This is a genomic window from Rhodanobacteraceae bacterium (assembly GCA_016713135.1).
In the GTDB taxonomy this organism is placed as follows: Bacteria; Pseudomonadota; Gammaproteobacteria; order Xanthomonadales; family SZUA-5; genus JADKFD01.
Map to the genome: position 1 here is coordinate 223,886 of JADJPR010000003.1, position 24,661 is coordinate 248,546.

The following is a 24,661-nucleotide window of genomic DNA, read 5'->3' on the forward strand; positions in this document are numbered from 1 at the left end:
ATAGCGCAAGCGCCCGCCACCTCTGTGTCTCACGCGCCTGCCGGATTCAGGCGCGCTTCTTCAACGTGGCGTGCAGGTCCTGGGCCACATTGCAGTAGTGGCGCAGCGCGAAGCCCTTTTCCTGCTGCGGCTTGTCGCGCCAGTCCGGGCCCAGCCAGAAACCGTAGCTCAGATCGAAATCGCAGCGGATCGGGTAGTGCGCAACGCCCGCAGTCTCGCGCCAGGAGCGGATGAAGTAAAAGTACGACGCTTCGCACACGGGGGGCCACTGGTGCGTCGGGTCCTGCACCGCGCCATAGCTCTGCCAGTAGGGGGTCACAATCAGCGCAGTGGCGCCTGGCTTCATGACCCGCCAGAGTTCATCCATGAACCGCATGCGCTCTTCCCCAGTCAGATGTTCGAAGAAGTGCATGCAGCGCACCTCGTCCACACTGTCGTCGTCGAACGGCCAGGGGCATACGCGCAGATCGTGCACGATGTCAGCGCCGCATTCGGCGGAAATGTCCACGCCGAGGAACCCTTCGGCCTTGCGGCTGCCGCAACCCAGATCCAGTTTCATGCCTGCCTCCGTAAAACGCGTGAGTCTAAGCCAATCGGTTCCCGGCTCTTCCCCTGAGTCGTATGCTCGCGCCGGACTTACGACAAGCGATGCCCGATGGAAACCGACATCCTGATCGCCGGCGGTGGCCTGGTGGGCCTCAGCCTCGCGCTGGCGTTGTCCGGTTCCGGGCTGCGGGTGACACTGGTGGATCGCCAGCCGCTGGGTGAGAGCGCCCGGGGCGCCGACGAGCGGCACCTCGCGCTGTCGGAAGTCAGTTGCCGCATCCTCGATGCGCTGGACGTGCTGCCCTTGCTGGGCGCTGACGCCGAGCCGATCCGCGCGATCCACGTCTCCAGTGCTGGCGAGTTCGGTGCGGTCCGCTGGGCCGCGAGAGACTCGGGCCGCGAGCGCTTCGGCATGATCGCGCCGGCGCGCCGCCTGTTGCTGGCACTGCAGCGTGCGGTGCAGGCGCGCCCTGATCTGGAGGTCATCGCGCCGGCCGCCGTCGTGCAGGCAGTGCCCGGCGCGGATCACATCGTCGCCATTCTGGAAGGCGCGGCTAACACACGCTGCAATGCGCGCCTGCTGGTGATCGCCGATGGCGTCGAATCGCAGCCTGCGTGCCGATACGGGCATCGGCACCATCCGCCATGACTACCAGCGCACCGCGATCTGCTGCGCGCTGCGCCCGGAGCGCGATCACGGCGGTACCGCCTATGAGCGCTTCACCCGCAGCGGGCCGGTCGCATTGTTGCCACAATCCGGCGGGCGCTGTGGGGCGGTCCACGTCGTCCAGACGGACGCGGCGGTGCGCCTGCTCGCGCTGTCGGAGCGCGAGTATCTGGGCGAACTCCAGGCGGCTTTCGGCTACCGCCTCGGGCGCCTGCGCCAGGCTGGCGAGCGGGTGGCCTATCCGTTGCGACGGGTGATCGCCGAGCGCCTGACCGCGCCGCGCCAGGTGCTGGTCGGCAACGCCGCCCAGGCGGTGCACCCGGTCGGCGCGCAGGGCTTCAACCTGGGCGTACGCGATGCCGCAACCCTGGCCGAACGCCTGTTGCAGGCGCACCGCGCAGGCGCCGACCCAGGTTCGCCCAGCCTGCTCGAAGGCTACGCGCAGGCGCGCGCTGGCGACCGCGCCGCGACCACCGGCCTCAGCCATGCGCTCGCGCTGGCGACCGTGCCGGATCTCGCGCCAGCGCGCTGGCTGCGCAGTCTGTCGTTGCTCGCGGCAGATCGCATCGCGCCGCTGCGCGAACACCTGCAACTTGGCGGCATGGGCTTCCGTGGCGCCACCCCGCAACTCGCAAGGACTCGAATGTGAAATCGCAACTGGACGCGGTGATCATCGGCGCCGGTATGGTCGGCGCGGCGACGGCGCTTGGTCTCGCACGCGCTGGCCTGAAGGTGGCCTTGATCGAGCAGAATCCGGTGGCGCCGCCGCAGCCACAGGATCCAGTGGACCTGCGCGTGGTCGCGATCGCGCCGCATGCACAGCGGCTGTTGGCTGACCTGGGAGTGTGGTCGGAGATCGCAGTCGTGCGCGCATCGCCGTATGCGCGGATGCAGGTCTTCGATGCGATCGGCGGCAGCCGCATCGGGTTCGATGCCGCCGACTATGGCTGGCCCTGCCTGGGGCACATCGTCGAGAACCGCCTGGTCGCCGGCGTGCTCTGGCGCGCGGTCGAGCGCGAGCCGGGCGTGCGCCTGCTGTTGGGCGACTCGCTGCGCGGTTTCGACATCGACCACGCCGGCGTGCGCCTGCGGCTGGAAAGCGGCGGCACGCTGCAGGCGAAACTGCTGGTCGGTGCCGATGGTGTGCAGTCGCGGGTGCGCGAGCAACTGCTGATCGGCGTCGATGGCGCTCCCTACCACCAGAGCGGATTGGTCGCGCACATCGAACTGGAGCGGCCGCAGCCTGAACTTGCCTGGCAACGATTCCTGCCCTCCGGGCCGCTGGCCTTCCTGCCGCTGGCCGACGGCCGCGCGTCGATCGTCTGGACGCTCCCCTCCGAGCGCGCCAGCGCCCTGGCCGCGGCGCCGGAGGCCGAGTTCGAGGCGCAGTTGCGGCGCGCCAGTGACGGCGCGTTCGGGCGCCTGCGGCTGAGCTCCGAGCGCGGCGCGTTCCCATTGCGGCTGCAGATCGCGCAACGCTTCGCGCAGCAGCGAGCGGTGCTGGTCGGCGATGCGGCGCATGTGGTGCACCCGCTGGCGGGGCAGGGCGTCAACCTGGGTTTCGCCGATGTCGAATCGCTGCTGGCAGGCGTGGCGCGCGCGCGCGCCGCGCAACGCCCGCCGCTGGGCGATTCCGACCTGCAGCGCTGGGCGCGCGAGCGGCGCAGCGATGCCACCCTGGCGGCGCGTGCCTTCGACGGCCTGAACAAGCTCTACGCAGTGACCGACGGTCCGCTGGTGGCTGCACGCGCCGTTGGTCTGGGCCTGATCGACCGCTTCACGCCGCTCAAGCGCAAGCTGGCCGAGCACGCGGCCGGAATCGCCGCCGGACGCTGATTCCGTCCAAGGTCGTGACACCACGCTCGCCTGCGCGGTGGCATGCTTCGCACCCCGAGAATCCGACACCGAGCGCTCATTCCATGTCCAGACTTGCCGACTTCCGCCTGCCCGGGATCGATGGGTGGGAGCTGCCGCTCGATCGCTTCGACGGCGAGGTGGCGCTGCTGGTCAACGTGGCCAGCCGCTGCGGGCTCACGCCGCAGTACGCCGCGCTGGAGGCGCTGCATCGCCGTTTCGCCGACCGCGGATTCCTGGTGCTCGGCATTCCGTGCAACCAGTTCGCAGGACAGGAACCCGGCACCGAGGCCGAGATCCAGCAGTTCTGTACCCTGAAGTACGACGTGACGTTCCCGATGTCGGGCAAGATCGAGGTCAACGGCGCCGGGCGCCACCCGCTCTACGAGTGGCTCGCGGGGCCCGACGCCGCGCACCCTGGCAACATCTCGTGGAATTTCGAGAAATTCCTCATCGGCCGCGACGGCCAGGTGCTGGCGCGCTTCGCCCCCACCGTCAAGCCGGATGCGCCCGAGGTCATTGCGGCGATCGAGCAGGCCTTGGGCGGGTAGGGGCTGGAGAAGCGGGGCAGGGGCTGGCAGGAGGGGGGCGGGGTCAGGGGTCCTGCTTCCGGCGATTTTGTGCCCCGAACCCCAGGGCTTGCCGCAGGGCCGCAGGCACCGCCGGTTGCGTCCCCTGCCCCCTGCCCCTTGCCCCGCTTTTCAATCTTCAGGTCGCCGACTCTTTCCCCCGGTACTCGCACAAATCCCTGATCGGGCATTCGCCGCAGCGTGGCTTGCGCGCCTGGCACACGTAGCGCCCATGCAGGATGAGCCAGTGATGGCAGTCCAGTTTGAACTCGGGCGGCACCACGCGCAGCAGGCGGTCCTCGACCTCACGTACATCCTTGCCGGGGGCGATGCCGGTGCGATTGCTGACGCGGAAGATATGGGTGTCGACCGCGATCGTCGGCTGGCCGAAGGCCATGTTGAGCACGACGTTGGCGGTCTTGCGGCCGACGCCCGGCAGGGCCTCCAGCGCCGCGCGGTCCTGTGGTACTTCGCCACCGTGCTTTTGCAGCAGCAGGCGGCAGAGCTCGATGACGTGCTTTGCCTTGCTGCGAAAGAGGCCGATGGTGCGGATGTAGTCGCACAGGCCCTCCTCACCGAGCGCGAGGATCTCCGCCGGCGTGCCGGCGCGCGGGAACAGCCGCCGCGTGGCCTTGTTGACGCCGACATCGGTGGCCTGCGCCGAGAGCACCACCGCGACGAGCAACTGGAAAGGGGTCGCGTACTCGAGCTCGGTTTTCGGGTGCGGATTCAGCTCGCGCAGGCGGCGGAAGATTTCGCTGCGGATCGCCTTGTCATGCGGGGGTCCTGCCCCGCCAACACCACCGAAAAGGTCCGGGGCCCGCCCCCCCCCGACCCCCCCGGGGCCCGCCGCCGCCCACCCCCACCCCCCCCCCCCCCCCCCCCCCCGCGGCGAAGCCCAACCGCCCCCGCCCCCCCCCGCGGCGGGGGGGGGGGGCGGGGGGGGGGTGCGGGACGTCCCCGGATTAATTCCCCCCCCCGCGGCGCGGGGGGGCGGGGCCCGCCCCCCCCCCCGCCCCGCCCCCCCCCCCCCCCCCCCCCCCCCCCCCCCCCCAAAAACACCCCAAAAAAAATCAACTAATTACGGAACACCACACTAGCCGTAGCTGTCGAACACGCTGCTGCCCTCGCGCGCCATCGAGTCGAAGCGCGTGTACTGGCCGCGGAACCAGAGGTCGATCGACCCGGTCGGTCCGTTGCGGTGCTTGGCGACGATGACCTCGGCGGTGCCCTTCTTCGGAGAGTCCGGGTTGTAGTAATCGTCGCGGTAGATGAAGCAGATGATGTCGGCGTCCTGCTCGATGGCGCCCGATTCGCGCAGGTCCGCCATCATCGGGCGCTTGTCCTGGCGCTGCTCCAGCGAGCGGTTGAGCTGCGACAGCGCGATCACCGGGACGTTCATCTCCTTGGCGATCGCCTTCAGGTTGCGCGAGATCTCGGAGATCTCGTTGGTGCGGTTTTCCTTGGTCCCCGGCACCTGCATCAGCTGCAGGTAGTCGACCACGATCAGCGCCAGGCCGTGCTCGCGCTTGAGCCGTCGGGTGCGCGCGCGCAACTCGGATGGGGACAGACCGCCGGTGTCGTCGATGAACAGTTTGGCGCTGGTCAGCAGGGTGATCGCGCTGGTCACGCGCGGCCAGTCCTCGTCAGCGAGGTCGCCATTGCGAAGACGCTTCTGGTCCACCCGGCCGAGCGAGGAGATCATGCGCATGGCGAGCTGCGCCACCGGCATTTCCAGGCTGAAGATCGCCACCGGCTGGCCGCTCTGGATCGCCGCGTGCTCGGCGATGTTCATCGCGAACGAGGTCTTGCCCATCGCCGGGCGTGCCGCGACGATCACCAGGTCGCCGCCATTCAATCCATTCGTCAGCGCGTTGAGGTCGGCGAAGCCGGTGTCCAGGCCGTTCAGCGTGCCCTTGTTCGAGTAGCGGAACTCGATGGCGCGGTAGGCTTCCTTGAGCGCCTCGGCGATCGGCGTGAAGCTGCCCTTGCCGCGCTTGCCGCGCTCGCCGATGTCGAACACCAGCTTCTCGGCGCCCTGCAGCAATTCCTCGCTGCTGCGCCCCTCCGGCTGCAGGATGTCGTCGACAATCTGGGTGCCGGCCTCCATCAGCGAGCGCAGGATCGACTTCTCGCGCACGATCTCGGCATAGGCGACGATGTTCGCCGCGCCCGGCGTGTTGTTCGCGATCTCGATGACGTAGCCGATGCCACCCGCAGCCTCGGACTGCTCCTTGCGCTCCAGCCACTCGCCCAGCGTGACCGCATCGCAGGGCTGGCCTTTCTCCTTCAGCGCCGAGATCGCCTCGAAGATGATCCGATGGTCGTGGCGGTAGAAGTCCGACGCCGAGACCTTGTCGGAGATCTTGAAGTAGGCCTCGTCGGACAGCATCAGCGCGCCCAGCACAGCCTGCTCGGCGTCCAGCGAGTAGGGCGGGGTGCGGGCGTTGGCGTAGCGGGGATCGGTCATGGGGCGGATGCTAGCGTGGCGCGGGGCGCGAGAGACGGCGGGAGAAGCGTGGGCAGGTGAAGCGGGGCAGGGGGCGGGACGAAATGGGGGCGGCGCCCCCTCACCTTCCCGCTTCTCAACTCCCCTCAAACGAGAAAGCCCGCGACGCCTCTCGGCATCGCGGGCTTCCGGTGCACTACGAAGAAGCTCAGGCTTCCGGCGCGACCACGACCTTGACCGTGGTGTGGACGTCGGCGTGCAGGTGCACTTCGACTTCGCTCTCGCCGACGCGACGGATCGGGCCTTCGCCCATGATCACTTCCGACTTCTCGAGCGGCAGGCCGGCGGCGGTGAAGGCCTCGGCGATGTCGCGCGGGCCGACCGAGCCGTACAGCTTGCCTTCGGTCGAGGCGTTGGCCTTGATCGTGACCGAGGCGCCTTCGAGGCGCGCCTTGCGCGCTTCGGCAGCGGCCAGGGTCTCGTTGGCGCGCGCTTCGAACTCGGCGCGACGCTTGTCGAAGTCGGCGACATTGGCGGCGGTGGCCGGCACGGCCTTGCCGTAGGGGATCAGGAAGTTGCGGCTGTAGCCCGGCTTGACCTTGACGCGGTCGCCGAGGTTGCCGAGGTTCTTCACCTTCTGAAGCAGGATCACATCCATGGATCGGCTCCTCAGTGGCTGTCGGTGTACGGGATCAGCGCCAGGAAGCGGGCGCGCTTGATCGCGGTCGAGAGCTGGCGCTGGAAGCGCGCGCGCGTGCCGGTGATGCGGCTCGGCACGATCTTGCCGGTCTCGGTGACGTACTGACGCAGCGTGTTCAGATCCTTGTAGTCGATCTGGGTCACGCCATCAGCGGTGAACTTGCAGAACTTCTTGCGGCGGAAGAAACGGGACATGGTCTATCTCCTTCAGGCGGCGGCCGAATCGTCGTCGCCGGTGCCGACCGCAGTCGGGGAATCCGTGGAATCGTCGTCGCGACGACGCGGCTTCTCGTCCTTGGTCTTCATGATCGGGCTCATCTCGGTGACGGCCTCGTTCATGACCACGATCAGGTGGCGCAGCACGGCGTCATTGAAACGGAAGGCGTCTTCCAGTTCCTTGCGCGCGGCGGCGGAGCACTCGATGTTCATCAGGATGTAGTGCGCCTTCAGCAGGCGCTCGATCGGATAGGCCAGCTGACGACGGCCCCAGTCTTCCAGGCGGTGGATCTTGCCACCATCGCCTTCGATCATCGCGCGGTAGCGCTCGATCATCGCCGGCACCTGTTCGCTCTGGTCCGGGTGGACCAGGAACACAACTTCGTAATGACGCATGAGAATCCTCACGGATAAAGCCCCCCGGACGATCCGGTGGAGCGAGGCACCGCCCGGGGACCCGGACGGGGGCGCGGAGTCTACTGCGAGATGGGTGGAGCGGCAACTCTGTGCCGAGAGTTGTGGGTTGTGGGTTGTGAGTTGTGGGCAGCGGTCCGGCGCGCTCCGCACTTGCTGCCCATAACCCAGAACCCACAACCCATAACCTTCAACGCTCAGCTGCCCACCTTCCCCTGCAGGTACAAGGCCTCGCCGAGGCTATCGATCAGCCCCAGCTGGGTTTCCAGCCAGTCGACGTGCTCCTCCTCGCTCTCGAGGATGTCTTCCAGCAGCTCGCGGGTGCCGAAGTCGCGCACGGTTTCGCAATAGGCGATGGCTTCCTTGAGATCCGGGATCGCCATTTCTTCGAGCTTGAGGTCGCAGCCGATCATCTCGCGCGGGTTCTCGCCGATCATCAGCTTGTTGAGCTTCTGCAGGTTCGGCAGGCCTTCGAGGAACAGAATGCGCTCGATCAGCTTGTCAGCGTGCTTCATCTCGTCGATCGATTCCTCGTACTCGTGCTTGGCCAGCGCGTGGTAGCCGAAGTTGCGGAACATCCGCGAGTGCAGGAAATACTGGTTGATCGCCGTCAACTCGTTGGCGAGGATCTGGTTCAGGTATGCGATGACCTTGGGGTCGCCTTTCATGGCCGTCCGGTGGGCATGGATCGCGCTGCGATCGGGACGGACATCATAGGGGAAGGCGGCAGGGGACTTGTCGCCGGCACGTCATCGTCTGCAGCAGGTGTTGGTTTCTGGTGTTGGTGTTGGTTCAAGCAGAAGCAGGCTCGAGGCGCCGATCAGCTCTGGCTTTTCAACCAACACCAACAACCAATACCAACACCGACGCCGTTTCACGCGGCGGCGCCAATGCCCTCTGCGTGCGCCATGCGACCTGCCGGGCCCGCCATCTGCACCGCCTCGCGCAGCAGGCTCTCCGCGGCCTCGCTGCAGCAGCCGCAGCCCGCGCCGCAGCCGGTGGTCATTGCCAGTTCGCCGAGCGTGCGAATGCCGGCGTGGGCGGCGCGACGGATCGCGCTGTCGGTGACGCCATTGCACATGCAGACATACATGGATGGACGGCTCCCAGTGGGCTGGCTGAAATCGTATTGCCAATGAGAATGGTTGTCAATTACAACCCGATCCGCATTGCACGATTGCATTCAGCCACAGCAGGCATCCGGACGCCTTGATCGTGATCAGCCGCCGTCGGCTGCCCTCGCCAGCGGCATCGGCTCCTCGGGAATGTCGATCAGCCGGCGCGCCGCGGGCGCCAGGTGGCGCAGCGCACGCTCGTAGACACCACGCTTGAAGGCGACGACATGCTCCAGCGGATACCAGAAATCGACCCAGCGCCAGAGGTCGAATTCCGGCCGGTCGGTGCCGTCCAGGCGCACGCAGCTTTCGTCTGCAACCAGCTTCAGCAGGAACCAGACCTGCTTCTGTCCGATGCACACCGGACGCACATTGGTGCGCACGCAGTGCCGCGGCAGGCGGTAGCGCAGCCAGCCAGGCGTGGCGGCGAGGATCTCGACATGCTCTGCTGCCAGGCCGGTCTCTTCCCGCAACTCGCGGTACATCGCTTCCTCGGGCGTCTCGTCGCTGTTCATGCCGCCCTGCGGGAACTGCCAACCGTCGCGGCGCACGCGTCGCGCCCAGAAGACGCTGCCGCACTCCTGCATCAGGATGATGCCCACATTCGGTCTGTAGCCATCCGGATCGATCATCCGGGCTGCTCCACGCATTCGCTCGCATGATTTTGCATTTCGCATCGTCCACCGACAAGCGGTCAGTTGCGAATCCAGCACGCATTCGTCCGGACGCGGGCAACAGGCTGCAAGGGCAGGTTGGCTGCGCCGGGTTTAATCCGGCCCATGCACTCCCCTAGAATCAGGCGCATTCGCCCCTCGACCTTTGCATCCATGGTGAGTCGCAGCGTCAACGCGGTGCTGGAAACCGCGCCACTCGCCAGACTTGCGCAGTCGGGGCTCCCGCCACGAATTCGCAGCCTGATCGAGGGCGCCTACCACGCGGCGGTGCCGCTCATCGACAGCGGCCTCGAACGCGCCATCGACGATCTGGAACGCGATCTGCGCGCCCATGTCGACCGTACCCTGCACGACGATGAACAGGCCTTGTGTCTTTCCAGCCTGCGTGAGCTGAAGAACCAGCGTGCCGAGTTCATCCACCGATGCAATCTCGCCATCCAGCGTCCGCTGGTGGCCATGGTCCGCCACCACGCGGCGCCCGGGGTCATCAGCGAAGAGCTGCTGGTCGAGCCCGATCCCGGCGGCACTCGCGAAGAGCGAACCACCCTGGCACAGATCGCTGCGCGGGCCGAGATCCGCGCCGCGGCCGGGTTGAACGGCCTGGCGCACCGTTTCGCCGTGATCGCCGGTGCGCCGCCGATCGAACTCGACGCGCTCGCCCTCGGTCCGCAGCAGGTCTGTGCCGCGATCTGCCTCGCGGCGAGCCGGCTGACTCTGGCACCCGCGCATCGCATGTCGCTGTTCCGGCGCATCGACAAATGCCTGTTCGGCGATGCCGCTGCGTTGTACGCCGCGATCAACGACTTCCTGGTCGAGCATCGGGTGTTTGCGCACCTGCAGACAGCGCCGCGTGTGTCGGCCGAAGCGCCGACCGCCTCGACGCCCGCATCCGCGCCGCCGCCGGAGCCAGCGCAGTCGCCCGACCTTGAGTCCTCTCCCGTCAGGCTCGCTCCGGTCGAGCCTGCGCCCACAGCAGGGGCCGCAGCGAGCATCCGCGCTTCGAACCGGGAACCGGCTCGTGGCGAGGCGAGGACGGCGCCGGATGCCCCACTCGATCTGCATTTCTTCCGTGCACTGCGCGATGCCATCGCCGCGCGTCGGCGCGCCCATGCGGCGTCTGAACCAGCAGCGGAGCGCGAACGGTCGATTGCCGACAAGCTGGACGTATTGGCCGCGCTCGGCGTCATGCAGTCGCAGGCGCCAGCGCCGGTGATGGTTGGCGGGAAATGGGAGAACCGCGGCATTGCGCATATCCGGCAGGACCTCTTGAACCTTCTGCGCAATCGCCACGGTGGCGTCACGCCGCGATTGCGCGACGAAGATGCCGATTCGATCGAGATGGTCGGACTCCTGTTCGGGCGCCTGTTGGCGAGTTTCCCGGGCAACAGCATCCGCCACGCCTTGATGAGTCGCCTGCAGATTCCGATCTTGCGCGTGGTCCTCAAGGATCCCGGGTTCTTCCCGCGGCGCACGCATTCCGCGCGCCATCTGCTGGAGTCGATCTGCGACGCGCTCGCTCACTGGATCGAGGACGAGGATGCGGACCGCGCCACCCTGGAGCGACTGCAGGGGGTGGTTGATCGCCTGCTGAAGGAATACAGCGAGCAACTGGTCGCGTTCGAGCAGGCCCAGGAAGAGGTCGACCGCATCGTCGGTGCAATGCAGAAAAAGGCTGAGATTGCGGAGCGACGGCATGTCGAGGCTGCCCGCGGCCGCGAGAAGCTCGATCTCGCCCAGGCAGCTGCGGAAGAGACCGTGCGCGAACTGCTGCAAGCGAACGCCGTCCCGCAGGCGGTGCGTACGCTGCTCGAGAACGCGTGGACCGATGCCGTGGCGCTGGCGCTGTTGCGCCAGGGGCTGGACCATCCGACAACCCACGAGCGGCTGGAGCTGATCGATCGCCTGGTGCGTGCATTTTCGCAGCCCGCGGCGCAGGCGCGGGCTGCACTCGAAGCCCTGCGAGGAGCGCTCGAGCGAGGGCTGGCAGCCATCGGTTTCCACGACGATGCGATCACCGCAGCCTGGGATGAATTGTCCAGGCTGGCGACAGCGCCGGAGGCAGGCGACGCCGCGGCGCGCTCGATTTCCACATTGTTGCAGCAGCGTCCGCGCCTGGGTGGCGACGCGCGCAACGGCAGTGATACGGACACTTCGGCGCTCGCTCAGGTGCCGGCAAACATGATGCCCGGGCAGGGGGATGCTGCCGAGCGTCTGCGTCAGTTGCCGCTCGGCACCTGGCTTGAGTTTGTGCCGAAGTCCCCGGCGGCTCCGTCGCGCCGGCGCCTGTGCTGGTTCAGTGCAGTCACCGGGCGCACGGTCTTGCTCAGTCCCCGGGGTGGCAAGGGCGAGGAGCACAGTCTCGCGCAACTGGCCCACGAACTGGTTTCCGGAAGGCTGCGGATCCTGCAGGATGGACACGATCAGCTGATCGACCGTGCCTGGCGCGAGGTCGTGATCGCGCTGCGCGACGGGATCATTGGCGGGAGCAGCGCATGAGTCCCAGACGTTCGGTGCGCAAGCGCACGCGCGAGGCGATCCTGGTCACCAATGCGATGACCGGAAACACTCTGGGCAGGATCGGCAACCTGTCGGTGGACGGCATGATGCTGATCACCCCCGCGCCGATCGGCGAAGGCTGTCTCTACCAGGTGCAACTGCTGCTGCGCGACGAGCAAGGCCAGCAGCGCCGTCTGGAACTCGGCATCCAGTGCCTGTGGAGCGAGGCTGCGCGCACCGAGCGCACTTACTGGGCCGGTTGCCGGATCATCGACATCGCGCCGTCCGAGCAGCAGATCCTGGACGCCTGGGTGGAGCGCGCAACCGATACCGTCTGACGCGGCGCAGTTCTATTCGGTCGCGTCGCCGTTGCCTTCGGGAGCGTACTCCTCGACCTGCTCGGTGGAGCCTTCGGTCGGCGCCACGGGCGCGCCTTCGTCCATGGTCTCGGCTTCCTCCGGCGCCGCCGGTGCGCTCGCCGCATCGCGGATCACCTGCGCCTCCGAGGCTTCCTCGCCGACGTGGAAAGCCGCATAGCCGGGCATCACCACCTGGTTCAGTGCCATGCCGATGATGCGGCCGCGTACCGGCGACACGAGCTCCGAGGCCTCGTCGTTGAGCGGGTTGACCACGCGCCCGAGACGCTGGCCCTGGCGCACGCGGTCGCCCAGCTTGACGTCGCTGAACAGCATTCCGGGCCGCGTCACGCGCACCCAGCGAGACTCGTAGAAGATCGGCTGCGGCTCACGCCATTGGCGCACCCGCTGGGTCATGCCGAGATTGTTCATCAGGGTTTCTATCGCGGTCACGCCATGCTCGATCTCGATCGGCTCAAGGCGCACCGGCGCGCCGATCTCGAAGGTGACTGCGGGGATGCCGGCATCGGTGGCGGCGCGGCGGAGCATGCCGGGTGCGCCGGGCGTGTGCAGTACCGAAGTGGCCCCGAAGCCGCGTGTGAGGTCGACCACGCTCGACAGGCGCAGGTCGCCGCGCACCTGCGGCAGGTTGGCGCGGTCGAAGGAACCGGTGTGGAAATCGACGATCGCGGTACAGCGGCGCGCGATCTTGTCGAAGAAGTCGTGGGCGATGCGCGAGGCGCTGCTGCCGTTCGGATTGCCCGGGAAGAAACGGTTCAGGTCGCGTCGATCCGGCAGGTAGCGCGAACCGCGCGAGAACCCGGCCATGTTGATGATCGGCACGCCGATCACGGTGCCGACCAGTTCGACGGCGTCGAGCGTGCCGAGGACCCGGCGGATCACTTCCACGCCGTTCAGCTCGTCGCCGTGGATCGCGCCGGTCAGGCACAGGACCGGGCCGGGTTTGGCGCCGTGGATCACGGTCACCGGCACTTGCATCGAATCGCCGAGGAAGGTGGCGCCGGAGCGCCAGTAGACCCGCGCCCGGGTGCCGGGTTCGATGCGTTTGCCGAGCAGTTCGAGCGCGAGGTCGGGCGGCGGCTCGGGGGTGCTTTCCAGGGTGTCGCCCGCAGGGTTGGCGGCAGGCGCCGTGTCTTGCGCGGTGGCATCGACTGGCGCTGCCAGACCAGCCGAGGGTGCGGGGCTCGCCCCGACCTCGGGCGCGGTTGCGGCCGGCGACGCCGCGTCTTGTGGCGGGCCCCCGGCCGCGCCGGAGGGCGATGTCGCCGTGGCCGGATTGCTGGCCGGCTGCGGCGTACCGGTGGCTGCCGCGGCCGGATCGGCTGCTTGCGCCAGCGCGAGCGCGAAGATCAGTGCGCCGAGCGACATCGCGCGCAAAGCCCGTAGATCTCGATGACATGCCGGCGCGGCTCGAAGCCGCGCTGGCGCGCGTGGTCCCGCAGGCGCTCGGCAACGTCTCCCGCGTCCAGTTCCAATGTCTCCTGGCATTCCTCGCAGATCAGGAACTGGCTGCCGTGCGCCTCGGCTTCGGGGTGGGGGCAGGGGACGTAGGCATTGAGCGTTTCCAGCCGGTGCACGAAGCCGTTGGCCATCAGGAAGTCGAGTGCCCGGTAGACCGTGGGGGGCGCTGCCGGGCCGGTCCCCTGCCTGCCTACCTTCGCCAGGAGATCGTAGGCCTTGACCGGCCGGCCGCTGTCCGCGATCAGTTCGAAAACGCGGCGGCGCATCTCGGTCAGGCGCAGGCCACGCTCCGCGCAGGCCAATTCGAGGCGCCCGAGCATGTCGGCGCTGGCGTGTCGATGTTCCGGATGGCTGCAATGCATGGGTCGGCGTGGTGCGGCTGCGGCGTGGCCCGGTTTGGCGCACTGGTGCGAGTCTAGCCGCTCAGGCCGCGCGTCGCAGGAGTGCTTCACCTGTCCCCGCGGATGACCCCGCGATCGTTCCTGCCAGCGGTGCTCCCGTTCCCCGCGTGTTCGCGCGTGCTGCGTGGGACCAAGGCGCAATGGCACGGGGCTCCCGCAGGCTGGGCGCGCGCGATATCCTGCCGGGCGTGCGGAGCGAGGCTCATGCCTGCCTCACTTTGTTCATGGTCGACTAACGATTCATCCAAAACGTGCATAATGTGCTGACCAGAGAGGAGTGGTGTCAGGTTTGCGACTGCGGCCGGATGCCCGGGCTGGAATCACGAAAACTGGAGAGCTGAAGATGAAAAGGACGCTTTTGTGCGCCGCGCTTGCGGCGACAATGGCCCTTCCGCTGGTCGCCTCGGCGGCGCCGCGTGAAGAAGGCCAGTGGTACATCTCGCCGAAGTTGGGATATGGCTGGGCGGACCAGGATCGTCTGTCCGACGATGGTCTGTACCTCGGCCTTGGAGTCGGCTACGTTTTCAGCGAGAACTGGACCGTGGAAGCCGAACTCGGCAACCACGAGTTCGACAAGGATGAGGGCGCCGGTGCGCCGCTCGAGTGGCGCCAGACAGCCGTCACCGCGTCCATTCGGCACCTCTTCGACATGGACAAGATCCATCCGTACCTGGGCATCGCCCTGGGAGTTGCGGAAAATCGGGTGGACAACGTTCCCATCGAGGGCGATTGGGGCTGGCACATTGGCGCGATCGGCGGCTGGGAATACGACCTGACCGATTCCGGCGCGCTGCGTTTCGAGCTGGCCCACAAGTACAGCGACTTCCACAGCGACGACCTCGAAGAGGGTTTCTGGGACACGACTGTGTCGGTCGGCTTCTCGCATTACTTCGGCGGTGAAGCCGCCCCGCCGCCGCCGCCGCCGCCGGCTCCGCCACCGCCGCCGCCGCCGCCGCCGGCTCCGCCAGAAGAGCCGGTCAAGCCGCTGCCGGTGTCGATCACGCTGAACGGCGTGAACTTCGACTTCGACAAGTGCACCCTGCGCGCGGACGCGATCGCGATCCTCGACGAGGCAGTGCGCGTGCTGAACGGCAACGAGATCCGCGTCGAAGTCGCCGGTCATACCGACGCCGTCGGCACCGATGCCTACAACCAGAAGCTGTCCGAGTGCCGCGCCAAGGTGGTCGGTGACTACCTCACCGGTCATGGCGTCTCCGGCGCCAAGATCTCGGCGGTTAACGGCTACGGCGAATCCAAGCCGATCGACACCAACGACACGGCCGAAGGTCGCGCGCGTAACCGTCGTACGGACCTGAACGTGCAGTAATCGTTCTCGTCGCTGTAACCTTGCAACGGAAAGCCCGGCCTTGTGCCGGGCTTTCTGCTTGTGCGCCCCCCAGGGCGCACCTCTTGAGGGTGGTGTGCCCGCATCCGGCTATGGATTTGGCTCTACTTTGCGTCCTTTGCGGACAAATGTCCTGTATTTCAGAGACTTGAATCATGGTCGGTGGGAGTCCCGGTCGCCCCTGGCCGGTGCTTATTCGCGCATCGAACTGGAGGGCACGCGGCCACGAGGGCACGAGGGCACGCAAGAGCCGGTTCGGTGCGAAAGAGCGCCTTTGCGTGCCCTCTCGCCCTCTTGCCCTTCGGATTTATCACTTCTAAATCAATGCCTTGCGATATGTTCGGTGAGAGCCCCGGTCGCCCCTGCCGGTGCGCTTGTTCGCGCATCGAACCGTGACCCTCGCAAGATCGCGGACTTTGTTTTTGGACGCAAAGGACGCAAAGGACGCAAAGGACGCAAAGGAAATCAAACGCGATACAGCGCTGGGGTATCCCCGGCACTTGCTGTCTTTGCGTCCTTTGCGTTCTCAATCACAGGGTCGTCATTTCGCACGGGCTGAAAATGTATGAAATTCAACACCTTGGCGCATGGTCGGTGAGAGTTCCGGTCGCCCCTGCCGGTGCGCTTATTCGCGCATCGAACTTCTTCGCGACCCGCGCCACTTTTTTGTCCGCAAAGGACGCAAAGAACGCAAAGGAAGCGAAAGCGGTTTCCGCTCTTCTTTGCGTCCTTCGCGTCTTTGCGGACAAACTGCTCTTCAGATCAATGAGTTATCGGATGTTTGGTGAGAGTCCCGGTCGCCCCTGGCCGGTGCGCTTATTCGCGCATCGAACTGGACGGCACGAGGCCACGAGGGCACGAGGGCACGCAAGAAGCCGGTTCCGTCCGGAAGAGCGCCTTTGCGTGCCCTCGTGCCCTCTTGCCCTCTTGCCCTCGTGCCCTCCGAATTTATCATCGCTAAATCAATGCCTTGCGAAATGTTCGGTGAGAGGTCACCAACCGCGCTCGCCACCCGACCGCGACATCGCACGTTCAAGCCTCGTAGCCGGTCCCCTGCCCCTCGCCCCGCTTCATGTCCCCCGCTTCCGGAACCCTAGAACAGCCCCTGCACCAACCCATCCTGGTCGATATGAATCCGCTCCGCCGCAGGTGAGCGCGGCAGACCCGGCATGGTCATGATCTCGCCGCAGATGACGACGATGAAGCCGGCGCCGGCGGCGAGGCGGACTTCGCGGATCGGCACGGTGTGGCCGCTCGGGGCGCCGAGCAGATCGGGGTCGGTGGAGAAGGAGTACTGGGTCTTGGCGATGCACACCGGCAGGTCGCGGTGGCCCTCGGCTTCCAGTTCGCGGAAGCGGTCGCGGATCTTCCTGTCGGCGATGATGTCGCCGGCGTGGTAGATCTCGGTGGCGATCATGCGCACCTTTTCCCACAGCGGCAGGTTGTCCGGGTAGAGCAGGCGGAAACCGCGGCCGTCCATCGCGGCCGGCGTGGCGGTCAGCGACACCACCGCACGCGCCAGGTCTTCGGCACCCGCGCCGCCCTCGGCCCAATTGCGGCAGACCACCGCGTCCACGCCGAGCTGCTCGCGGCAGTAGTTGCGCACCAGTTCATGCTCGGTATCGGTGTCGGTCGGGAAGGTGTTGATCGCGACCACTGCGGGCACGCCGAACTTCGCGACATTGCGCACATGCCGGTCCAGGTTCGCCAGGCCCTTGCGCAGCGCGGGCAGATTCTCGCCGGCCAACTGGTCCTTGGGCACGCCGCCGTGCATCTTCAGCGCGCGCATGGTGGCGACGATCACCGCCGCGGCCGGCGTCAGGTTTGCCTTGCGACATTTGATGTCGAAGAACTTCTCGGCGCCGAGGTCCGCGCCAAAGCCGGCCTCGGTGACCACGAAGTCGGCGAGCTTGAGCGCGGTGCGCGTGGCGATCACCGAGTTGCAGCCGTGCGCAATGTTGGCGAAAGGCCCGCCGTGGACGAAGGCCGGGTTGCCTTCCAGCGTCTGCACCAGGTTCGGCGCCAGCGCGTCCTTCAGCAGCACGGTCATCGCGCCCGGCGCCTTCAGCTCGGCCGCGGTCACCGCGGTCTTGTCGCGGCGGTAGCCGATCACCATCCGGCCGAGGCGTTCTTCCAGGTCGCGCAAATCGCGCGACAGGCAGAACACCGCCATGACCTCGGAGGCGACCGTGATGTCGAAACCGTCCTCGCGCGGGTAGCCGTTGTTGGCGCCGCCAAGCGAGGAAATGATCGAGCGCAGCGCGCGGTCGTTCATGTCCATCACGCGCCGCCAGGTGATGCGGCGGCGATCCAGCGTCAGCGCGTTCCCCCAGTGCACGTGGTTGTCGATCATCGCCGCCAGCAGGTTGTGCGCCGAGGTGATCGCATGGAAGTCCCCGGTGAAGTGCAGGTTGATCTGCTCCATCGGCACCACCTGCGACCAGCCGCCGCCGGCGGCGCCGCCCTTCATGCCGAAGCACGGCCCGAGCGAAGGTTCGCGCAGGCAGATCGCGGTGCGCTGGCCGATGCGGTTGAGCGCATCGCCCAGGCCAATCAGCGTGGTCGTCTTGCCCTCACCCGCGGGCGTTGGGCTGATTGCCGTGACCAGCACCAGCTTGCCGTCCGCGCGATCCTTCAGCGACTCGATGTAGGCCGGCGACAACTTGCCCATGCCCGCGCCGTAGGGCAGCACCGCGTCCGCCGGGATCTGGAGTTTGGCCGCGACATCGGTGATGGCACTGAGCGGGGTTGAACGGGCGATCTCGATGTCGGATTTCACGGCTTCCACCTGCGCCTGGGAGGTGTGCAGACGATAAGCCGGCGCGCGCGCCGATGCTTGATGCGCCGCAAAGTCGGGCGTCCCGGATCCTTCACCCCACGTGTGGGAAGAAGGTGGGTGCGCAGCACCCGGATGAGGGGCGGGACTCACAAGGCGTGCACCGTCCTCAGCGCCCCACAACTCCAGGCCATCGCCCACAAAAAAGCCGCCTCACGGCGGCCATCTTGTCACCCAGTAGCGTATCGCCTACGCGACCTTTTTCCCCTCCGCCGGCGCACGGCGAGTCTTGACGAAACGCGATCCCAGATCCCTGCGCAGGGGTTCCAGACCGGCACTGCGGCCGACCAGCTTCAGCAGGCCATAGCCCTGCATCGCCACCGACATGGCATCGCTGCCAAGTGCGATGGACGTGTCGTTACCACGACCGAGCAGGCACTCCAGGCGAGCCAGTCGCGGACGCAACTGATCCCTGGCCTTCAGGTCCGACAACGCACCCGCGAGATCCAGGTTCGGGGGCAGGATCTGCGGATTGTCCGACAGCGTCTGCAAGGTCTGTCGGCAGAAGGACTCCGACTTGTCACCGAGCTTGGTGATCCGCTGCTTGCTGCTGGCATCCAGCGCCACCAGGTCGACGAGTTGCTTCTCCAGTTCGGCCAGCGCCGAGTCGATCGCGTTGAGCTGAGTCTCAGTGAGGTTGAGGCTGACGAGGTTCTGCATGTTCACTTCTCCATTTCATCGAAAGTCCCCCGGATGCCATCACCCGGCGGTGTGCCACTCGGCACGGGGAGCATTTGACGCCATGGGTGTCTCACCGGCTGAGACATTCAATGGCCGTTTGTCGGATTCACAGTGCCTTGAGTGATGAGGAACCCGGCGAACAGCTGGACGCGCCGATCACCGCGTTCGCATGGCCCGTTGACGACCCCGACATCGGTCTCGGCGACGCACGTCCACACGGCGCGTTGAGATTCGCAAGCTCGGCACGTTGGCGGCACGCCGGAACCAACCGAGCCCAAAGCGCCACGGAACGAGCAAGAGACTCGTAGCGCTGAGGGAAAAGCTCGGAAAGGCGAGCAAAATACTCGGCGCGACGAGCAAGAAGTCAGGAGAGGCGAGCGAAAAGCTCGTAGCGGCGAGCACGAAGCTCGAAGGGTAGAGCGAAAAGCTCGGGGCGCAGAGGGAAAGGCTTGGCGCGAGGCACGGAACGCTTGGGGCCAAGAGCGAAAGGCTCGGGGTGTTGAGCGGAGGTTTCGGAACGACCGGCGGCGAGCTCAGCGCGGCGCCGAACGGTCGGAGCGTCGGGTTGGAAGTTCGATATGGGGGTGTCCTAACGATTGGCCGTCAGCTGAACACAGCGCGTGGCATCGACTCACATCCACGATCTCAGACAGAGGTTGACCACGTCGGAGAGCATGTTGACAAAGTTCGCGCAGAACAGTGCCCCGCTTGAGCGATGACGAGCGCTTCCCATTCCGGTTGGCCGTTAGGTTGTCACTGCCGAGTCGAAGGCTCGCAAGGCCTGTTCGACTGCGGCACGCCCCGACCCCGCCGTCGACTCGGGCCGCCGCCGATGCCGGGGCAAGGCGTAGGCTTCGAGCCAATACGACGCCCAGCGTTCGGCGCTGAGGCCGAAGAGTTGCGGCAACTCCTTGCCTACCGAAGCAGGAACCAAATTAGCGGCGTGGCGGAAAAGAAAGACCTCCCTTCCCAAGCCATGCGCCAGCACATGGCTGCCTAGACCCAGGCGGTGAGCGGCGATTTGAATGTTTTGCCACCGCACTTTGGGACCGTTGCCGAAACCGGCCGGCACTTGCTCGCCACGACGCGCAAGCCACGCCTCAATGCGTGGATACAGCGCTTCGAGGTGCACGATGCCGTAGCCCTTGGTGAAGCCCAGCGGCTCGGCCAGCAAACGATCACCGCAGCGAAGTCGGTTGTAGATGGAACTGCGTCCGAAGGCGCTCGCGGTAGTCACGGCAAGCAGAGGCTGTTGGGACCGCTCTTGGCGCAGGATCGAGGTTCGCGAGGCGTACGCAGCCCAGTAGTGCCGTCGAATATCGGTAGTGCTTAGCATTCCTGCTACCAGCTTTCCGCCGAGCAGGTCGTTGTAGGGCGGCACAGCGCCGACGGTATACGCGTCCATGGTCGAATTCAGCCACGCCAGCTTCTCCTCGCCTTCGAACAACCGATCTCGGCAGGCCAGATCGGCAGGAGCCGACTGAAGGCCGAGGATGCCGATGACCGCGTCGTGGCCCTGGTCGTACACCACGAATCGAAGCCTGCGCCCGTAGCCCTTGCTGTAGGGCAGGCTCCAGTACGCCCGGGCCAAGCGGAAGACCCGTTCGGTCCACTCACGCGACCGAACCGGTATGAGCACTGGATCGATTTTCGCGACGTCAATCGGCTCTTGATCGCGAAAGCGGTGGCCCACGGCGCGGAAGTCCCGCCAGAGCGCTGCCAGATTTCGTGAGGCATCGGCATGCTTGGCCTCGAGATGCGCCCGTCGAACCGCCTCCTTGGTGCCCTCTGCTATCGCCGCTTTGAACGCCTGCTTGGCCAGGACAATTTCCTCACGCAGCACTTCTCCTTCCCGATCAATGGGTTCGGGAGTGGGTCGAGGGGGTCCGGCCGAATAGCGCGGAACGATGACGGCTGCCATTGGCACTCCCGGGAACAATGGCAGTATTTGGCCACGGGCACGTGGTTCACGTCAATCAGAGAGGTCACGAGTGGGTCGGCAGGTACTCGCCTGGCGCAGCCTCGTCCCAGCGGACCTGCAAGCAGCCCACATTGCGCAGATCTCCAACCAACTTCCGCAGATCGCCTATGCGCAGGGACCAGACCTGACCGACGCCCTCGGAGTACCGGTCAGCGAAGAACTTCCGGGGTCGAGTGAACATCAAGGCGATCTCCTCGCGCGCCAGCAATGCCAACGAGGCGCCGATGGTTTGCAGTTTTGGTCCAAAGTGCACCAGATAGACGTTGCTGCCAAGGTGCGTGTCCGCCAAGCGGAGTATGACACCCAGGATCTGCACATACACGTGGGTGTCGCATCGCTCAACGTGTGGCAGCTTGGTCGCATCGTCGGTTCGGTTGGCGGTGAACGTGCGCGCAAGTTCTTCAATCGCGCCTTCCCGCCAGTTGTGCGCGTCGGCGTCGGTATAAGGAAGGATGAGGGTCAGGGCTTCGGAGGGGTCGGCAGAGTCTTCTTCGCCCAATTGTTGCAGGCAGCGCTCGAATCGACCCGTGCTCAGACACGGCACTCCGATGATGTGGCTGGGCCGGTTTTCCACTTGGAGTCCACGATAGGACTCGTGAAACTCTGCACTTCCGGCGCCCTCTTCACGCGGCCGTCCACTGGCGAACGAAGCGTTGTGGCGAAGCTCGAAGCTCTCGCCCTCGAGAGCCTGCACATCCGGGTAGTAACGATCGGCCTCCGCGTACACCACTTCAAGTTCGACTGGCGTGCTGGACCGGCGAAGAGCCGCCATCACGGAGAAGATGAACGTCGAAGACGAGCCACTGATGTCAAACACTACGCGATGAGCGCGGCTCCTTGGGCACCGGGAAAGCAACGCAGCGATCTGCTGCTCCGTGTTCGAAGGGCTGTCGGCGTCGCAGTCGATGATCGTCGTGCCCGCAAGCCATTGCACCAACTCCGTGAATCGATTGTCGTTGTCGGTCTGGTTGGTGGCGTATCGCCCGCACATGACGAAGGTGCGGCTGTCGATGGCCTTGGCTTGCGCCAGCCGCCTTGGGACCTCTACAACCCGTTCCTCAAAGCCCCTCGCCAGAATGAGGATATCAATCAGCTCGTTGGATCGGGGGACGTGCGGCTCGATCTTGGGAAGAGATTCCGCGACGGCAGCAAAGTCCACCCGGTGGATGGAACAGACCTTGGGTTTGCTCATCGCGCTGGTCCATCAAACAGGTCTGCGGCTCGCGTGGAACTGTACCTCTTCTGAAACAAGGCGCGAAATTGCGAGGGCTTCTCCAGCAGCAGTGCGAACTCCTCGAGGCTCTTGACGTCGAGGTAGTGGTGCCTTACCAGGGACAGGCCGAAGCTAGGCAGGAGCGAGGGCCGCAGCTCCCATCGAACCGTCTCCGAAGCGCGGCTTTCCTTCCCACGGCTCGGACCCAAGTCGACGAATACAGTGCGGCGCAGCAGCTCTTTTGCCAACGAGTCGAGCCCGCTGCCCAAGCCCGATAGGCGGTCCATCAACTCGTAACTCTCCCTCTTGGTCATCTCGAGACGATACTTGCGTTGGGGAGTTTTCGCGCCGTCGCGCTCATCTTCTTCCCCTTCGTTAAGCAGCAGTGAGGCGAGTGCCCCGAATTCCATGAGGACGCGATACATGGCATCGCCGTGGGGATGGTAGTGCTGGACTTGGTTCTGCAGGCCCAGGGATACCGATCGGATTGCCTCATGTTGGTACTTGTCCGCAATTCGCTCGGCCGACTCCCGCCTAACCGCGGCTCGGTGAAACATGGCTTGTACCATATGCAGGATCGTAGAGATGTCGCCGCTCCACAGATTGGCTAGGACGTCTAATCCGTTGTAGTGATGCGAGCGACCGCGAGATTCGCGGATCTGGCGAGCGAGGTCAGTATCTCTTGGAAAGCTGCTTCGTCCGATGAGGGTTTCTGCCCGTCCGTGGTAGCCAGCCTCTTTCAGGCGGGCATCGAGCAGTTGCGTGATGAATTCGCGCTTCTCTTCGTCCTTGGCGACGACCAACACGTAGCTCCCCGCATCGGTGCGTTCGAACTCCCGGTTCTCGTCGATGTGAAGTCCGTCGTGCGTCTGCGCGTCGAACCCGTACTTCTCGCAAGAAATCTTGAACAAGAACTCAGCTTGTCGGGAAAATACGATGGGATTGAGGAGTTGCTGCACGACTGGAGGGATGCGATGAGAGGTGTAGTCGTCCAAGAGGTAGACGAAAGGTCGCTGCTCAAGGCTGGGGATTAGCTTGGCGGCGTGCCGGACAACATCACGAATGAAGCCCTGCGGTAGCGACCACGAACTCGGTACGCCTGTAGCCAACTGTCGACTCACTTCGCGGCGCAGTTGGTCGAGTTCCTCGGCGAAATCGCCTGCCACAGAACTCACTCGCAAGCGAGGCAGTGGCTGGTAGCTGGGCAAGTATTCCTTGCAGAACTCGATCAGCTGGCTGACTTGTGACGTGGTTAGATTAAGCCGGTCAGCTGCGGTCTGCGCATGGAGCAATTGATCGAGCAGGCGGAATGTCTCGCGGGCCAACAAGAGCGAAAACAGCGTGCAGACCTGGGCACCCTTTTCGAGGGCGATCGAAGTATCGCGCCCCAACCAAAGCACGTCGGCCTGTAAGTCACTCGAGCAACTGACATACACGCCGAGAAATGGGATGTCGTCGAGGAAGTCGGCTTTCGTGTCGGGCGTCGCCAGATGCGTTCGCGCGGCCAGGTAGCGCATCAGCATGGACTTTCCGCATCCACGCGGGCCGGTCAGCACCGTAGGTCTCGCTGTCCGGACTCCCTCCATCCAGGGCAGCGCCTTCACGAACAAATCCAGTAGCAATCGATCATTGGCGAGGTGTTCGGCACTGATCGCGTCGAAGGGCTCGAACCGTGGCGTCGACAGCGGAGCTGGGAAACGTAGCTCCCGCTGGATTGCTTCGACCCGGTCACCAATGCTGTTCTCGTGAGGAAAGACGCGAGACTTGTCGGGCTCGATCAGGTCACTACACAGCACCGCGAGCATGTCCAGAAACTTTCGGTAGCGACTGGCCAAGACCCGGTTGCGGAAGATGGCGTTGTGCAGTTCAGCCAATACCTTCGCCACGCGAGACCAGTCGTCGTGCGGCTTTTGGGTGGCTTCATCGGCCGGCTTCAAGCTGCCTGTGTCGATGACTGTCAGAGCGTAGTCCACGCGATCACCGGAACCGCGGTACAACGCCGGATCGATGGGCCGAAGCATGAGATTGCCGGTGTGAAGATCGTCGTGCTTGAGCCCGCGCGAGGCGAGGAAGTGCGTGGCGGCGATAAGGCGGCGCGCGATCTCGCACGACAAGTCGGGGGTGATCTTGTCGGGCTCGAGCGAGAGCCAACTCGAAAGTGTCCTGCCAGCAATGCGCGGCACGATGAAGCAGGCCCAATGCGGCGCCGTGTTGGGTTGGCCGTAGAAGCGGGGCACGACGCCAGCCAGTATGGGCACAGCAAACAGATCACCGGCTTCGGTCAACCGCGAAGCGTAACGCAACTCCTGACGCAGGCCGTTCTCGTCGCCGTAGTCCCGTAGCAGGCAAAGTTTTGCCGCGAAGCTTGCGTAGGATTCGGGATCACGGACAAACAGGACGAATCCCTTTCGACCGGCTCGCTCGGCGACACCGACCACGAGACCTTGCGCATTGCGCCCCTCGACTTCGTAAATCAGTCGTCCTCCGCTCGGCGTAGTGAGCTGCAGGAGATCGGGAAACGGGCCTCCCCGTCTCAGCCACTCTTTGTCTGCGTCTGAGAGATCAGTGGACTGCATAGCTTGGCCAAGTGAGACTAATCGAACCGCTGAGATGGTAGGCGGCCGCAACCAGTCCAGGGAAGGTCCCGTCACACCGCCGTCGATCTCC

The 24,661-nt window shown here is 65.6% G+C and carries 23 protein-coding genes; 7 read left to right on the top strand and 16 right to left on the bottom strand.

Features of this window, described 5'->3' with window-relative positions; translation table 11 throughout:
* Window positions 1-46: 46 nt before the first annotated feature.
* Entirely contained in the window at window positions 47-559 is a 513-nt protein-coding gene (locus IPK27_05225; GenBank protein ID MBK8067031.1) for a class I SAM-dependent methyltransferase, read from the bottom strand.
* Window positions 560-655: 96 nt separating this feature from the next.
* Here IPK27_05225 and IPK27_05230 point away from each other — a divergent pair, with 96 nt between their 5' ends.
* From IPK27_05230 to IPK27_05245, 4 genes are all read left to right on the top strand, one after another.
* The gene (locus IPK27_05230; GenBank protein MBK8067032.1) at window positions 656-1,195 is read left to right on the top strand and encodes an FAD-dependent monooxygenase; all 540 of its coding nucleotides are present in this window, start codon (window positions 656-658) and stop codon (window positions 1,193-1,195) included.
* Window positions 1,140-1,862: an FAD-dependent monooxygenase gene (locus tag IPK27_05235; protein ID MBK8067033.1), complete on the top strand. Its 723-nt coding sequence runs from the start codon at window positions 1,140-1,142 to the stop codon at window positions 1,860-1,862. The genes IPK27_05230 and IPK27_05235 overlap by 56 nt, the downstream gene beginning before the upstream one ends.
* A gap of 35 nt (window positions 1,863-1,897) precedes the next feature.
* Window positions 1,898-3,049: an FAD-dependent monooxygenase gene (locus IPK27_05240; protein MBK8067034.1), complete on the top strand. Its 1,152-nt coding sequence runs from the start codon at window positions 1,898-1,900 to the stop codon at window positions 3,047-3,049.
* 83 nt (window positions 3,050-3,132) lie between these two features.
* Window positions 3,133-3,618: a glutathione peroxidase gene (locus IPK27_05245; GenBank protein MBK8067035.1), complete on the top strand. Its 486-nt coding sequence runs from the start codon at window positions 3,133-3,135 to the stop codon at window positions 3,616-3,618.
* Window positions 3,619-3,775: 157 nt separating this feature from the next.
* Here IPK27_05245 and nth read toward each other — a convergent pair whose 3' ends face one another.
* The 8 genes from nth to IPK27_05285 form a co-directional block, all read right to left on the bottom strand.
* On the bottom strand, window positions 3,776-4,402 hold the full coding sequence (gene nth / locus IPK27_05250) for an endonuclease III (GenBank protein ID MBK8067036.1): 627 nt from the start codon (window positions 4,400-4,402) through the stop codon (window positions 3,776-3,778).
* Window positions 4,403-4,732: 330 nt separating this feature from the next.
* Window positions 4,733-6,106 carry a replicative DNA helicase gene (gene dnaB, locus IPK27_05255; protein MBK8067037.1) on the bottom strand — a complete coding sequence of 458 codons (1,374 nt, stop codon included), beginning with the start codon at window positions 6,104-6,106 and terminating at the stop codon, window positions 4,733-4,735.
* A 187-nt stretch (window positions 6,107-6,293) separates the two neighbouring features.
* Window positions 6,294-6,743 carry a 50S ribosomal protein L9 gene (gene rplI / locus IPK27_05260; GenBank protein MBK8067038.1) on the bottom strand — a complete coding sequence of 150 codons (450 nt, stop codon included), beginning with the start codon at window positions 6,741-6,743 and terminating at the stop codon, window positions 6,294-6,296.
* 11 nt (window positions 6,744-6,754) lie between these two features.
* Window positions 6,755-6,979 (bottom strand): 30S ribosomal protein S18, encoded by a 225-nt coding sequence (locus IPK27_05265; protein MBK8067039.1) that lies wholly within the window; start codon window positions 6,977-6,979, stop codon window positions 6,755-6,757.
* 12 nt (window positions 6,980-6,991) lie between these two features.
* The gene (gene rpsF / locus IPK27_05270) at window positions 6,992-7,396 is read right to left on the bottom strand and encodes a 30S ribosomal protein S6 (GenBank protein MBK8067040.1); all 405 of its coding nucleotides are present in this window, start codon (window positions 7,394-7,396) and stop codon (window positions 6,992-6,994) included.
* 215 nt (window positions 7,397-7,611) lie between these two features.
* A complete protein-coding gene (bfr, locus tag IPK27_05275; GenBank protein ID MBK8067041.1) occupies window positions 7,612-8,082 on the bottom strand; it encodes a bacterioferritin in 471 nt (156 codons plus the stop codon).
* Between the two features lie 206 nt (window positions 8,083-8,288).
* A complete protein-coding gene (locus tag IPK27_05280) occupies window positions 8,289-8,507 on the bottom strand; it encodes a (2Fe-2S)-binding protein (protein MBK8067042.1) in 219 nt (72 codons plus the stop codon).
* Between the two features lie 126 nt (window positions 8,508-8,633).
* Window positions 8,634-9,161 carry an RNA pyrophosphohydrolase gene (locus IPK27_05285; protein MBK8067043.1) on the bottom strand — a complete coding sequence of 176 codons (528 nt, stop codon included), beginning with the start codon at window positions 9,159-9,161 and terminating at the stop codon, window positions 8,634-8,636.
* 195 nt (window positions 9,162-9,356) lie between these two features.
* Here IPK27_05285 and IPK27_05290 point away from each other — a divergent pair, with 195 nt between their 5' ends.
* Window positions 9,357-11,699, top strand: coding sequence for a DUF1631 family protein (locus IPK27_05290; GenBank protein ID MBK8067044.1), 2,343 nt, complete (start codon window positions 9,357-9,359; stop codon window positions 11,697-11,699).
* Window positions 11,696-12,037: a PilZ domain-containing protein gene (locus IPK27_05295; protein ID MBK8067045.1), complete on the top strand. Its 342-nt coding sequence runs from the start codon at window positions 11,696-11,698 to the stop codon at window positions 12,035-12,037. Before IPK27_05290 ends, IPK27_05295 begins: the two co-directional genes overlap by 4 nt.
* Before the next feature lie 12 nt (window positions 12,038-12,049).
* On the opposite strand, the gene IPK27_05300 is transcribed toward IPK27_05295, so the two are convergent.
* A complete protein-coding gene (locus tag IPK27_05300; GenBank protein ID MBK8067046.1) occupies window positions 12,050-13,444 on the bottom strand; it encodes a succinylglutamate desuccinylase/aspartoacylase family protein in 1,395 nt (464 codons plus the stop codon).
* Window positions 13,426-13,899: a transcriptional repressor gene (locus IPK27_05305; GenBank protein MBK8067047.1), complete on the bottom strand. Its 474-nt coding sequence runs from the start codon at window positions 13,897-13,899 to the stop codon at window positions 13,426-13,428. The genes IPK27_05300 and IPK27_05305 overlap by 19 nt, the downstream gene beginning before the upstream one ends.
* Before the next feature lie 328 nt (window positions 13,900-14,227).
* On the opposite strand from IPK27_05305, the gene IPK27_05310 reads away from it, so the two are divergent.
* Entirely contained in the window at window positions 14,228-15,265 is a 1,038-nt protein-coding gene (locus IPK27_05310; GenBank protein ID MBK8067048.1) for an OmpA family protein, read from the top strand.
* 1,111 nt (window positions 15,266-16,376) lie between these two features.
* Here IPK27_05310 and IPK27_05315 read toward each other — a convergent pair.
* The 5 genes from IPK27_05315 to IPK27_05335 form a co-directional block, all read right to left on the bottom strand.
* Window positions 16,377-18,071: a formate--tetrahydrofolate ligase gene (locus tag IPK27_05315; protein MBK8067049.1), complete on the bottom strand. Its 1,695-nt coding sequence runs from the start codon at window positions 18,069-18,071 to the stop codon at window positions 16,377-16,379.
* A gap of 237 nt (window positions 18,072-18,308) precedes the next feature.
* Complete coding sequence (locus IPK27_05320; protein MBK8067050.1) at window positions 18,309-18,779, bottom strand: hypothetical protein; 471 nt, start codon at window positions 18,777-18,779, stop codon at window positions 18,309-18,311.
* 766 nt (window positions 18,780-19,545) lie between these two features.
* Window positions 19,546-20,721, bottom strand: coding sequence for a DUF4338 domain-containing protein (locus tag IPK27_05325; protein MBK8067051.1), 1,176 nt, complete (start codon window positions 20,719-20,721; stop codon window positions 19,546-19,548).
* A gap of 64 nt (window positions 20,722-20,785) precedes the next feature.
* On the bottom strand, window positions 20,786-21,973 hold the full coding sequence (locus tag IPK27_05330) for a hypothetical protein (GenBank protein ID MBK8067052.1): 1,188 nt from the start codon (window positions 21,971-21,973) through the stop codon (window positions 20,786-20,788).
* Window positions 21,970-24,570: a protein kinase family protein gene (locus IPK27_05335; protein MBK8067053.1), complete on the bottom strand. Its 2,601-nt coding sequence runs from the start codon at window positions 24,568-24,570 to the stop codon at window positions 21,970-21,972. The genes IPK27_05330 and IPK27_05335 overlap by 4 nt, the downstream gene beginning before the upstream one ends.
* Window positions 24,571-24,661 lie beyond the last annotated feature (91 nt).

Excerpts from the sequence above, each read along its gene's own strand:
- IPK27_05225 (MBK8067031.1), bottom strand. The coding sequence starts at position 559 with ATGAAACTGGATCTGGGTTGCGGCAGCCGCAAGGCCGAAGGGTTCCTC.
- IPK27_05230 (MBK8067032.1), top strand. The coding sequence starts at position 656 with ATGGAAACCGACATCCTGATCGCCGGCGGTGGCCTGGTGGGCCTCAGC.
- IPK27_05235 (MBK8067033.1), top strand. The coding sequence starts at position 1,140 with ATGGCGTCGAATCGCAGCCTGCGTGCCGATACGGGCATCGGCACCATC.
- IPK27_05240 (MBK8067034.1), top strand. The coding sequence starts at position 1,898 with ATGGTCGGCGCGGCGACGGCGCTTGGTCTCGCACGCGCTGGCCTGAAG.
- IPK27_05245 (MBK8067035.1), top strand. The coding sequence starts at position 3,133 with ATGTCCAGACTTGCCGACTTCCGCCTGCCCGGGATCGATGGGTGGGAG.
- dnaB (MBK8067037.1), bottom strand. The coding sequence starts at position 6,106 with ATGACCGATCCCCGCTACGCCAACGCCCGCACCCCGCCCTACTCGCTG.
- rplI (MBK8067038.1), bottom strand. The coding sequence starts at position 6,743 with ATGGATGTGATCCTGCTTCAGAAGGTGAAGAACCTCGGCAACCTCGGC.
- IPK27_05265 (MBK8067039.1), bottom strand. The coding sequence starts at position 6,979 with ATGTCCCGTTTCTTCCGCCGCAAGAAGTTCTGCAAGTTCACCGCTGAT.
- rpsF (MBK8067040.1), bottom strand. The coding sequence starts at position 7,396 with ATGCGTCATTACGAAGTTGTGTTCCTGGTCCACCCGGACCAGAGCGAA.
- bfr (MBK8067041.1), bottom strand. The coding sequence starts at position 8,082 with ATGAAAGGCGACCCCAAGGTCATCGCATACCTGAACCAGATCCTCGCC.
- IPK27_05280 (MBK8067042.1), bottom strand. The coding sequence starts at position 8,507 with ATGTATGTCTGCATGTGCAATGGCGTCACCGACAGCGCGATCCGTCGC.
- IPK27_05285 (MBK8067043.1), bottom strand. The coding sequence starts at position 9,161 with ATGATCGATCCGGATGGCTACAGACCGAATGTGGGCATCATCCTGATG.
- IPK27_05290 (MBK8067044.1), top strand. The coding sequence starts at position 9,357 with ATGGTGAGTCGCAGCGTCAACGCGGTGCTGGAAACCGCGCCACTCGCC.
- IPK27_05295 (MBK8067045.1), top strand. The coding sequence starts at position 11,696 with ATGAGTCCCAGACGTTCGGTGCGCAAGCGCACGCGCGAGGCGATCCTG.
- IPK27_05300 (MBK8067046.1), bottom strand. The coding sequence starts at position 13,444 with ATGTCGCTCGGCGCACTGATCTTCGCGCTCGCGCTGGCGCAAGCAGCC.
- IPK27_05305 (MBK8067047.1), bottom strand. The coding sequence starts at position 13,899 with ATGCATTGCAGCCATCCGGAACATCGACACGCCAGCGCCGACATGCTC.
- IPK27_05320 (MBK8067050.1), bottom strand. The coding sequence starts at position 18,779 with ATGCAGAACCTCGTCAGCCTCAACCTCACTGAGACTCAGCTCAACGCG.
- IPK27_05325 (MBK8067051.1), bottom strand. The coding sequence starts at position 20,721 with ATGGCAGCCGTCATCGTTCCGCGCTATTCGGCCGGACCCCCTCGACCC.
- IPK27_05330 (MBK8067052.1), bottom strand. The coding sequence starts at position 21,973 with ATGAGCAAACCCAAGGTCTGTTCCATCCACCGGGTGGACTTTGCTGCC.
- IPK27_05335 (MBK8067053.1), bottom strand. The coding sequence starts at position 24,570 with ATGCAGTCCACTGATCTCTCAGACGCAGACAAAGAGTGGCTGAGACGG.